This window comes from Achromobacter sp. UBA5777, from assembly GCF_002418565.1.
Lineage (GTDB): Bacteria > Pseudomonadota > Gammaproteobacteria > Burkholderiales > Burkholderiaceae_B > Achromobacter > Achromobacter animicus.
Map to the genome: position 1 here is coordinate 1 of NZ_DIEJ01000007.1, position 10,411 is coordinate 10,411.

Annotated in this window: 11 protein-coding genes; all 11 read right to left on the minus strand. The window is 65.2% G+C overall.

The window, feature by feature from the left end:
* A partial coding sequence (locus tag B3446_RS00360; RefSeq protein ID WP_291376096.1) for a heme biosynthesis HemY N-terminal domain-containing protein occupies nt 1-1,422 on the minus strand: 1,422 nt, incomplete at its 3' end.
* Nucleotides 1,423-1,426: 4 nt separating this feature from the next.
* Nucleotides 1,427-2,617 (minus strand): uroporphyrinogen-III C-methyltransferase, encoded by a 1,191-nt coding sequence (locus B3446_RS00365; protein WP_291376097.1) that lies wholly within the window; start codon nt 2,615-2,617, stop codon nt 1,427-1,429.
* A gap of 37 nt (nt 2,618-2,654) precedes the next feature.
* Complete coding sequence (locus tag B3446_RS00370) at nt 2,655-3,473, minus strand: uroporphyrinogen-III synthase (protein ID WP_291376099.1); 819 nt, start codon at nt 3,471-3,473, stop codon at nt 2,655-2,657.
* The gene (gene hemC / locus B3446_RS00375; protein WP_291376101.1) at nt 3,473-4,414 is read right to left on the minus strand and encodes a hydroxymethylbilane synthase; all 942 of its coding nucleotides are present in this window, start codon (nt 4,412-4,414) and stop codon (nt 3,473-3,475) included. The genes B3446_RS00370 and hemC overlap by 1 nt, the downstream gene beginning before the upstream one ends.
* Nucleotides 4,415-4,423: 9 nt before the next feature.
* A complete protein-coding gene (locus tag B3446_RS00380; RefSeq protein ID WP_255357201.1) occupies nt 4,424-4,546 on the minus strand; it encodes a hypothetical protein in 123 nt (40 codons plus the stop codon).
* Nucleotides 4,533-5,252 carry a TerC family protein gene (locus B3446_RS00385; RefSeq protein WP_056567345.1) on the minus strand — a complete coding sequence of 240 codons (720 nt, stop codon included), beginning with the start codon at nt 5,250-5,252 and terminating at the stop codon, nt 4,533-4,535. Before B3446_RS00385 ends, B3446_RS00380 begins: the two co-directional genes overlap by 14 nt.
* 112 nt (nt 5,253-5,364) lie before the next feature.
* Nucleotides 5,365-6,063: a TerC family protein gene (locus tag B3446_RS00390; protein WP_105238013.1), complete on the minus strand. Its 699-nt coding sequence runs from the start codon at nt 6,061-6,063 to the stop codon at nt 5,365-5,367.
* A 265-nt stretch (nt 6,064-6,328) separates the two neighbouring features.
* A complete protein-coding gene (gene sucD / locus B3446_RS00395) occupies nt 6,329-7,210 on the minus strand; it encodes a succinate--CoA ligase subunit alpha (protein WP_056567350.1) in 882 nt (293 codons plus the stop codon).
* Between the two features lie 21 nt (nt 7,211-7,231).
* Nucleotides 7,232-8,392 (minus strand): ADP-forming succinate--CoA ligase subunit beta, encoded by a 1,161-nt coding sequence (gene sucC / locus B3446_RS00400; protein WP_056567354.1) that lies wholly within the window; start codon nt 8,390-8,392, stop codon nt 7,232-7,234.
* A 10-nt stretch (nt 8,393-8,402) separates the two neighbouring features.
* Nucleotides 8,403-9,005 carry a DUF2889 domain-containing protein gene (locus tag B3446_RS00405; RefSeq protein ID WP_175124635.1) on the minus strand — a complete coding sequence of 201 codons (603 nt, stop codon included), beginning with the start codon at nt 9,003-9,005 and terminating at the stop codon, nt 8,403-8,405.
* A 286-nt stretch (nt 9,006-9,291) separates the two neighbouring features.
* A partial coding sequence (gene metE, locus B3446_RS00410; RefSeq protein ID WP_291376109.1) for a 5-methyltetrahydropteroyltriglutamate--homocysteine S-methyltransferase occupies nt 9,292-10,411 on the minus strand: 1,120 nt, incomplete at its 5' end.

The following is a 10,411-nucleotide window of genomic DNA, read 5'->3' on the forward strand; positions in this document are numbered from 1 at the left end:
GTCGTGCTGCGCCTTGCTGACGCGCGCGTCCGGGTCCAGCACGTAGTCCGAGGCCGACGCGGCGACGGGCGCTGCCGCAGCACCGGCGGGCAAGGCCGGGTAATCGCCGCCGACGTCCGTGTCGCTGTCGGTGTCCGACAGGCCGACGGCATAGCCGCCTTCGGCGTCCACGCGGTAGGGATCCGAACCCGTGTCCGCGGCGGGAAGCGCTGCGTCCGAGGCCAGCACGGGCAGAGCCATGCTGGCGGCCGTCGCCAGGCGCCAGTGGCGCACGGCGTCGACCGGGCGATCCAGGCGATCGTAGAGGCTGCCCAGCAATGCATGCGTCTGCGCATCGCTGCGACGCGCGAGGCTGCGCAGCAGGTAGCGTTCGGCCTGGCCCCACAGTTGGCCGTTCAGGCACAGCATGCCCAGCGCAGTCAGCAGGTCGGGATCGGTAGGACGTTGATGCAGCCAGGTCTCGGCCTTGGCCAGGCGGCGCGACACGTGTTCGGCGTCGCAGCGCGCGTAGGCCGCCACCAGGGCGGGATTGAACTTGACGGCGATGGCCGACTCCAGCACACGGGCAGCTTCGTTGGGCTCACCGGCGGCTTCGAAGGCCGCCGCGCCCGCCAGCGCGATTTCAGGCAGCAGGCGCTCTTCGGCCTTGAGGTCTTTCCAGATGGGGCGCCAGGCATCCTGGCCTGCCGCAGCCCGCAGGCGAGCGGCGCCGGCCGCGTCGATCAGCACGTCGGCTTCCGGGCGGCCCAATGCATTGCGGCGCAGAAGACCGCGCGCCAGCGTGAAAACCTGCTCCTGGTGGTTCAAGGCCGTATGTGCGCGCAGCAGCAGGCGCATGGTATGCAGATGGCGCGCGCCACCGTCGGCCAGCGGCCCCAGCACGGTCAAGGCCCGCTCGGCGCGGCCCTGATCCAGCAGCATGTCGGCGGAAACCGTGGCCGTGGCTTCGAGCAGGCCGGGATCCGTGCCGGCCTGTTCCTGCGCGTTGGCAAGCAGGCGATCGCGCCGGTCGAATTCACCGAGGCCGTGCGCGGCACGGGCCGCCGACAGCGCGGCCAGGACGCGGCGCGTGCGGACCTTGGTCTGGTCCAGAAGCTTCGTCAGGTCTTTCTCGGCATGGGAATAGCGGCCTTCAAGAAGCCCGATCCAGCCGCGTTCCAGCAATTCGTGGTCGCGCGCCTGGGCGCGCTTGCCGCGCCAGGCCCGGACGCGATCGGGAATGGCGAGCAACCAAGCCAGCAGGCGCAGACCGACATACAGGATGATGAACGTCGCGACGATGAGCAGGACGGCCAGCGTCAGCGACATCTCGATGCGCCACGGCCACACCAGAAGCAGCACGTTGCCCGAGTGCGAGCGCAGAACCACCGCCAGGGCGACGGCGACGACGGCGAGCAGCAGGGTCCAGAACCAGGTACGCATGAGCTCAGTCCTGCTCGCTGGTCTTGAAGCCCGCGGCGCGCAGGGCCGCGACGGCATTCAGGCTGTCCGCCACGTCCGGCATGCGCACGGCGATGTCGGTCTGGGCCAGTTCGCGCGCAAGGGTTTGCGCGGCGACGGTGTCGGGCGACCGGCCATCAAAGTATTTGGAAAGCGTCGAACCGACGTTGTCGAGCTCGCTCTTCCAGACGGACGGCTGGCGCATCAGCATGGCCAATTGCGCCGTCAGCAGCCGCTGGCGCAGCGTGCCGCGCACCTGATCGGCTTGCTCGGGCGACAACAGCAGCGCGGCAGGTTCGTCCACGCGCTGGATGGTGATGAGTCCGCCAAGTTCATGGGCCAGCGCGGAGCCCGCGCGGCCGGGCCACGAGGCAACTTCGGCGCGCCAGCGTTGCCACCACGGGGCGTCGGCGGGGAGACCAGCCTGCGGATCGATCGTGGGGGCCGGCGCGGGCGGCTGGGCCTGCCCGACAGGCGCCACGCCGGGTGATACAGTGTCGGGCACCAGCAGCGGCGCCTTGCCGATCAGCGCAACCAGGCGCTCGATGCGGCCGGACTGGGCGGGGATGTCGACGGTGGACACGGCGCGCAGGCGGTCCAGGTCGCCGTTGATGGACTGCTGCAGGCTGGAAAAACGCGGACGGTCGGCGCGCGCCAGACGCGATTGGGCGGTTTCCAGCGCAACGATCGCGTTGGAGACATTGCCCGCCAGGCGCAATTGCTGGTTGGCGATCGTCAGCAGGCGCTCGACGTCGTTGGCCAGCAATTCGTCGCTGGCGCTGTCGTTGAAGTTCTGCCAGGCCTGCTGCAGGGCGTTGTACTGGCTTTGCGTCTCGCGCAGCGTGTCTTCGAGTTCGGCGACGCGGCCGGACTGCGCCTGCGCCAGCGCGAGGGCTTCGCGGGTGTCCTTGCGGGCTTGTGCGACGTCGGCGCCGAGCGTGTCCAGGCGCGTCGCGACTTCGCGGCCGGCGGAGACGAACTGGGTGCGTTGCTTCCACAGCGCATAACCCAGGCCAACGGCCAGCAGGATGACGATTATCAGGGCGGTGACCAAGGGGCCACTGCCGCGCTTGGCCGGACGGGCCTTGACGGAGTCGGCCGGGGCCGATGCGGACGCACTTGCGTCCGGGGCGGCCGGATGAACGGCCGAATCGGTAGCGGGAGTCTTATCTGTCATGACGCGATTGTATTCGGTGTCAGTCCGAACCAACGAATCAAGCAGCAACAAAAGCCTGGAATATCGACTCGTCGTTCGGCACGCAGATTTTTACCATCGCCGCTCCGGACGCGCCATGACAGGACGGTGGCAGGCGACGCACCAGCGAGGGGTGCGTGATGACGAAGCGGCACCGCTGCCACCAGTCAGTCAGACCTGCTGCGTTGAGCTGACCTTGTACGGCATCTGCGCCCTCCCCGCTGGTGAGCAGCCAGGTGGCAGAGACGCCCGCTTCGGCCCAGCGCCGCAGTGCGCCAAGCTGGTCAGGGGACCAGTCAGCCGCGCGCCGCTGGTAGGCGGCGTGACGCATTACGTGGACGCCATGCGCCTCGAGTTTGTCGCCGAGCCAGTCGCGCCCCTGGGTGCCACGCACCACCAGCACGCGCGCGGGCAGATTAGGCCGGGCCTCGAGCCCCCGCCACAGCGCCTCGGAATCGTGGGTGGCCGCGGAATCGTCCGGATGCAGAACTGTTGTATTCGCGCCAAAAAAGCCCGTCTCGCGCAGCGCCTGCGCGCTGGCGGGCCCGACCGTGGCCGCAGCCACGCCCGCAGGCCAGCCGGCGGCGCCATCGGCCTGGGAAAGCTGGTTCAGGTACTGGCGAGCGGCATTGCCGATGACGAACACGACGAGGTCGAAAGCCGAAGGCCGGGGCAGGTCTTCGGATGCGACGGAGATGGGATGGATTTCAAGCGCCGGCAGGATGCAAGGCTGCCAACCGGCGTCCTGCAGACGGCCGGCCAGCGCTTCGTTGCGCCCTGCGGGCCGCGTCAGGATGGCGATGCGCGGCCCTTCGGCGGCTGCAAACGCCGGATCCATCAGTGCGGCTCGTTGTGCAGGAGTTCGCGGAGGATCGCCGCGGCGCCTGCGTCCAGCAATTCGGAGGCGGCGGCTTCGCCAATGGCTTCGGCCTGGTCCACCGGACCGGTGTGCGCGGCGTGAACGATGCGGGTGCCGTCGGGCGACGCAACCAGCGCGCGCAGCGACAGGGTGTCGCCGGCAATCTGGGCAAACGCGGCCAGGGGAACCTGACAGGAGCCGCCCAACTTGCGCGACACGGCGCGCTCCGCGAGCACGCAGGCGGTGGTGTCTGCGCTGACCAGCGGCGCGAGCCACGCACGCATGTCGTCGCGATCGTCGCGGATTTCAATACCGAGCGCGCCCTGCCCTGCTGCCGGCAGGCTGTCGGCGGGATCGAGCAGACTGCGGATGCGCTCGCCCAAGCCAAGACGTTCCAGGCCCGCCGCCGCCAGCACGATGGCGTCGTAGTCGCCTTTGTCGAGCTTGCCGAGGCGCGTATCCAGGTTGCCGCGCAGGGGCTTGACCACCAGAGCGGGAAACCGGGAACGGATCTGGGATTCGCGGCGCAGACTGGACGTGCCGACCACGGCGCCCGCGGGCAAGTCCGCCAGCGAGGCATATCGGTTGGACACGAAGGCATCGCGCGGATCCGCGCGATCGAGGACGGCGCAAAGCTCGAACGGGGCCTGCAGATCCACCGGCACGTCCTTGAGGGAGTGGACAGCGAGATCGGCGCGCCCGTCGAGCAGCGCGTTTTCGAGCTCCTTGACGAACAGCCCCTTGCCGCCCACCTTGGACAGCGTGCGGTCGAGGATCTGGTCGCCTCGGGTCGTCAGGGTAAGAAGTTCAACTGCGCACGCTGGGTACAGCGTGCGCAGTCGATCGCGCACATGCTCGGCTTGCCACAGGGCAAGCCGGCTGGCGCGGGTCGCAATGACCAGACGTTGCGGCAGAGACACGTGATGCCATCAAACGAAGTTGGAGACGATGATCGTCGCGACTACGCCGAGGATGGCCAGCACGAACAGACCCTGAAGAAGGCTCAGGCCCGATTCGGATTGCTGGGGATCGGTGGATCTACGCAGACTCATGTGCTGATTCCTTGGAAGCGTTCTTGCGGCTTGCAAGCCACCGTCCAAGGACAACAACGAGCAAGGCGCCAATAATTTCAGCGGCGATTTTAACCGTAGTCGGCTGAACGCCAAATTGACGCTCGACAATAACGTCGGTAACCAGCATGCCACCGGCGATCCAGCCCAGCAGGCCCGCGCCGAAGGTGACGACCAGCGGATAGCGGTCGATAAGCTTGAGCACCAGCGTGCTGCCCCAGATGATGATCGGCACACTGACGACCAGACCGAAGATGACCAGACCCAGTTGATGGTCGGCATGCGCGTTCTGCGCAGCACCGGCAATGGCGATCACGTTGTCCAGGCTCATCACGAAGTCAGCAATGATGATGGTCTTGATCGCGGCAACGATGGATGTGCCACCCTTGATGTCGCCATGCGCATCGTCTTCGGGAATCAGGAGCTTGACGCCGATCCAGACGAGCAGCACGCCGCCCACGACCTTCAGGAACGGGATGTTCAAAAGCTGCATCGCAAAGGCGATCAGCACGACACGCAGAATGATTGCGCCCGCGGTGCCCCACAAGATGCCTTGCATCCGTTGCTTGGGCGCCAGATTGCGACACGCCAACGCGATCACGACAGCGTTGTCGCCGCCGAGCAGGATGTCGATAAGAATGATTTGAAATACCGCTGCCCAACTCAGCGTCTGAAAAAACTCAAGCACTTTGAACCCCCGAAGGCATTTATTAAAAGAATGGCCGGTCCCGGCCCGGCCGCCCTGCCGCGCCTTCGCGCGGCAGGTTGATGCAGAAAAACATATTATTGTAGTTCAGCTTTCAGTCAGCTTTCTGGCGCATCAGCAAAACTTTACCAATCAGCAGCACCAGCACGGCGCCCAGCGCGCCGGACATCAGTGCGAAGCTATGCTGCGTCACGCCCAGCGCCGCGTCAATACGCGCTACGGGCTCTTGCAGTGCAGGATCGCCCACCAGCAGTTCGCCCGCAATGAAGCCCAACAACGCCGCGCCGACCCAGACGATGAGCGGGAAACGTTCGATGACCTTCAAGAGCAGCGTGCTGCCAAAGATGACCAGGGGAATACTGATGGCCAGGCCGAGCACCAGCAACGTCGTATCGCCCATTGCCGCGGCGGCGACGGCCACCACGTTGTCCAGGCTCATGACCAGGTCGGCGATCATGATGGTGCGGATGGCAGTGAAAAGATTTCCCTGCGTCTTGCCGGCGCCGTCTTCTTCGCCTTCCGGCAACAGCAACGTCACGCCGATGTAGACCAGAAGCAGTGCACCGATCAGCTTGAGCCACGGCAGGAGCAGCAACTTGGCCGCCACGAGCGTCAGCACGATACGCATGATGATCGCAGCGGCGGAACCGACCACGATCGCTTTTTTCTGTTGTGCCGGAGGCAGTGAACGCGCCGCCAGCGCAATAACCACGGCGTTGTCGCCTGATAGCAGAATGTTGACCCAAATGATCTGGAGCAACGCGATCCAGAATGCCGCTGAACTGAGTTCCATGCCTCTCTTTCCTAGGTGTGATCCCCCTAGGAGAAAACCAAATTAATGGATGAATTTGAACGGAGAAACGTACTGACCGTCTTGGTGCGAGCCCGACGGCATTCTTGCTGGTACGCGCAAAATTTCTTTCATTATAGTTTCGTTCAGCTTTCCGTATGATTGCCCCGACCGCTTCCTGGACGCGGGATTACCCTAAGAAATCACCAAAAAGATGGACGAAAAAAAGCCCGCCGAAGCGGGCTTTTTTATTACGCAATGCTGAGACTTACAGCACCGACTTGAGCAGCTTGCCCATTTCGGAGGGGTTGCGCGTGGTGCGGATGCCGCAGGCTTCCATGACTTCCAGCTTGGCGTCGGCCGTGTCGGCGCCGCCGGAGATCAGCGCGCCGGCGTGGCCCATGCGCTTTCCGGGAGGGGCGGTGACGCCAGCGATGAAGCCGACGACCGGCTTCTTCATGTTGTCCTTGGCCCACTGCGCCGCGTTGACTTCGTCCGGGCCGCCGATTTCGCCGATCATGATGACGGCGTCGGTGTCGGGATCGTCATTGAACAGCTTGAGCACGTCGACGTGCTTCAGGCCGTTGATGGGGTCGCCGCCGATACCAACAGCGCTGGATTGACCCAGGCCCAGTTCGGTGACTTGCGCCACGGCTTCGTACGTCAGGGTGCCCGAACGGCTGACGATGCCGATGCGGCCTTTGCGGTGGATGTGACCGGGCATGATGCCGATCTTGATTTCGTCCGGGGTGATCAGGCCGGGGCAGTTCGGGCCCAGCAGCAGCGTCTTGCTGCCCTTGGCCTTCATGCGGTTCTTGACTTCAAGCATGTCGCGGACCGGGATGCCTTCGGTGATGCAGATGACCAGTTCGAGTTCGGCTTCGACGGCTTCCCAGATGGCGGCAGCTGCGCCCGCGGGCGGCACGTAGATGACCGACACGGTGGCGCCGGTGTCAGCCTTGGCGTCCTTGACCGACGCGAAGATCGGCACGCCTTCGAAATCTTCACCCGCCTTCTTGGGGTTCACGCCGGCCACAAAGGCGGCCTTGCCATTGGCGTACTCACGGCACATGCGGGTGTGGAACTGGCCCGTCTTGCCCGTGATGCCCTGGGTGATGACCTTGGTGTCCTTGTTGATCAGAATCGACATTGTGAATCCTTGATTTTCTCTTTACTTGACGGCGGCTACGACGCGGGTGGCAGCTTCGGCCATCGTGTCGGCGCTGATGATGGGCAGACCCGATTCAGCCAGCATCTTCTTGCCGAGCTCTTCGTTGGTGCCCTTCATGCGGACGACCAGCGGCACGTTCAGGTTGACGGCCTTGCAAGCAGCGATCACGCCTTCGGCGATGACGTCGCAGCGCATGATGCCGCCGAAGATGTTGACCAGGATGGCCTTGACGCTCTTGTTGGCCAGCATGATCTTGAAGGCTTCGGTGACCTTTTCGGCCGTGGCGCCGCCGCCGACGTCCAGGAAGTTGGCCGGCTCGCCGCCGAACAGCTTGATGGTGTCCATCGTGGCCATGGCCAGACCGGCGCCGTTCACCAGGCAGCCGATGTTGCCGTCGAGCTGGATGTAGGCCAGATCGAACTTGCTGGCTTCGATTTCAGCGGGATCTTCTTCGTCCAGGTCGCGGTAGGCGACGATTTCCGGGTGACGGAACAGGGCGTTGGAGTCGAAGTTGAACTTGGCGTCCAGGGCGATGATGTTGCCCTTGCTGTCGCGGTTCAGCGGGTTGATTTCGACCAGGGAGGCGTCGGTGTCCATGTAGCACTTGTAGAGCTTCTGGAACACGTCAACGGCCTGGGCGGTCGAGTCGGCGGGCAGGCCGATCGCGTTGGCGATCTTGGTGGCTTGCTCGGCGGACAGGCCGGTCAGCGGGTCGATGTATTCGGTGATGATCTTTTCGGGCGTGGAGTGAGCCACTTCCTCGATGTCCATGCCGCCTTCGCTGGAAGCGATGAAGGCGACATTCTGCGTGGCGCGGTCGGTGACCAGCGACACGTAGTATTCCTTCTGGATGTCGGCGCCGTCTTCGATGTACAGGCGGCGGACCTTCTGGCCTTCGGGGCCGGTCTGGTGCGTGATGAGCTGCATGCCCAGGATTTCGGAGGCCAGCTTGCGAACGTCGTCCAGCGAGCGGGCCAGCTTGACGCCGCCGCCCTTGCCGCGGCCACCCGCGTGGATTTGTGCCTTGACGACCCAAACCGGTCCACCCAGCTTTTCAGCGGCAGCCACGGCCTCGTCGACGGAAAGAGCGGGGATCCCGCGCGGCACGGGGACGCCAAATTGCTTCAGCAGTTCCTTGCCTTGATACTCGTGGATTTTCATGTGTTACCTGTCAGGACGTATGAGAAAAAGAAGGTGAATCGGAGGACGACTCGGCCGATGCCTCAGCGCTACCCCCGGTGTACCACTCGGGATAATGCTCAGCCACCACAGGGCCGCCAGTGCTGAGCGCATGGCAGCCGTCCAGTTGGAATGGACGCCGGTTCGGGTTGGGTTCCTGCCGCCGGCGGTTGGCCATGGTCTGGACCGCCGCGGTGGGAAGCACCTGCGACAGTTCGGTCATGTGCGTACAGCCTTCCACATGCCCGAACCGCTCTTTGACCTGGCGACGGAACCCCTTGAGCAGGTTCATGCCGATCAGGTCAGTGTACGCCGGCTCGATGGCCTTGCAATGCTCGCCGTAAGGCGCCGCGTCATAGACGGCCTGAGCCGCCACGATCGAGAATTGCTCGTCGATGGTGATGCGCAGGTGCATATGGTGGATGGGTTGCCCCGCCTTGAACATCTCGCCGTCGCGCTTGGGAAAATCGTACGCCTTGACGTCGATAAGCTCGGCTTCCAGGTCCCAGTTGCCGTCGTCGCGCGCGTACGACTGCACACGTATGGAACGCGTATGCAGCGGCTGACGAGGACAATCCGGCGGTGGCAAGGGCATGCGTGGGGCCTGCGGGGCAGAGACGGCCAGCGCGTAATGGTGCGCGGCAACAAAACCTTCAAAGTATAGCGCAGGCGGCCTGCCGCAATCGTATTAATTGGCCGGGGGATGGCCCGCTATCCCACACGCTGGCCTGCGCGGCGGCACCGGCCGGCGCGGGCTGGCGCCAGATCGGCCCTGGAATCGCCGTGGGCGGATGGCAAAAAACCCGGCGCGCGCGAAGGGGCACGGCCGGGTTGGCGGATGCGGCGCCCCGGCGCCTGCGCGCCGGGGACGGACCATGGCTTCAGGCTGCGTCGCGCAGCGCGCGGGCCGCCTGGACCATGCCGATCAATGCGGCCTCGGTTTCTGGCCAGGCGCGTGTCTTCAGGCCGCAATCGGGGTTCACCCACAACCGCTCCTTGGGCAGGCGGGCGGCAGCCTTGTTCATGAGGTCCACCATCCAGTCCACCTCGGGCACGTTGGGCGAGTGGATGTCATACACGCCCGGGCCGATGTCGTTCGGGTAACGGAAATCCTCGAACGCCTTGAGCAGTTCCATGTTGGAGCGCGACGTTTCGATCGTGATCACGTCGGCGTCCATGGCCGCGATGGATTCGATGATGTCGTTGAACTCCGAATAGCACATATGGGTGTGGATCTGCGTCTCGTCGCGCACGCCGGCGGTCGACAGGCGGAAGCAGTCCACGGCCCAGTCCAGGTACGCCTGCCAGTCGGCGCGGCGCAGCGGCAGGCCCTCGCGGATGGCGGGCTCGTCGATCTGGATGACGTTGATGCCGGCCGCTTCCAGATCCACGACCTCGTCGCGCAGGGCCAGCGCAAGCTGGCGGCAGGTCTGTTCGCGCGGCTGGTCATCGCGCACGAACGACCATTGCAGGATGGTGACCGGGCCGGTCAGCATGCCCTTGACCGGCTTGCCGGTCAGCGACTGCGCGTAGGACGACCAGCCCACCGTCATGGGCGCGGGGCGCGCCACGTCGCCGAAGATGATCGGCGGTTTCACGCAACGCGATCCATAGCTCTGCACCCAGCCGTTCTTGGTGAAGGCGAATCCGGCCAGCAGCTCGCCGAAATACTCCACCATGTCGTTGCGCTCGGGCTCGCCGTGCACCAGTACGTCCAGGCCCACTTTTTCCTGGAAGCGGATGACCTCCTCGATCTCCTTGCGGATGGCGGCTTCGTACGCGGAATCCGTCAGGGCGCCGGCCTTCCAGTCGCGGCGCAGCGCGCGGATTTCGGCGGTTTGCGGGAACGAGCCGATGGTCGTGGTGGGATAGGCGGGCAGCCCCAGCTGCTGCTGTTGGCGCGCGATGCGGCCGGCGAACGGCGCGCGGTCGCGCGACACGCCCGGGGCGGCAGCCATGCGCTGAGCCACGGCCGGATTGTGGATGCGCACCGAAGCGCGC

What these genes read in the sequence shown, in the direction of transcription:
- B3446_RS00365 (WP_291376097.1), bottom strand. Translation starts at nt 2,617, where the DNA reads ATGACAGATAAGACTCCCGCTACCGATTCGGCCGTTCATCCGGCCGCC.
- B3446_RS00370 (WP_291376099.1), bottom strand. Translation starts at nt 3,473, where the DNA reads ATGGATCCGGCGTTTGCAGCCGCCGAAGGGCCGCGCATCGCCATCCTG.
- B3446_RS00380 (WP_255357201.1), bottom strand. Translation starts at nt 4,546, where the DNA reads ATGAGTCTGCGTAGATCCACCGATCCCCAGCAATCCGAATCGGGCCTG.
- B3446_RS00390 (WP_105238013.1), bottom strand. Translation starts at nt 6,063, where the DNA reads ATGGAACTCAGTTCAGCGGCATTCTGGATCGCGTTGCTCCAGATCATT.
- sucD (WP_056567350.1), bottom strand. Translation starts at nt 7,210, where the DNA reads ATGTCGATTCTGATCAACAAGGACACCAAGGTCATCACCCAGGGCATC.
- sucC (WP_056567354.1), bottom strand. Translation starts at nt 8,392, where the DNA reads ATGAAAATCCACGAGTATCAAGGCAAGGAACTGCTGAAGCAATTTGGC.
- B3446_RS00405 (WP_175124635.1), bottom strand. Translation starts at nt 9,005, where the DNA reads ATGCCCTTGCCACCGCCGGATTGTCCTCGTCAGCCGCTGCATACGCGT.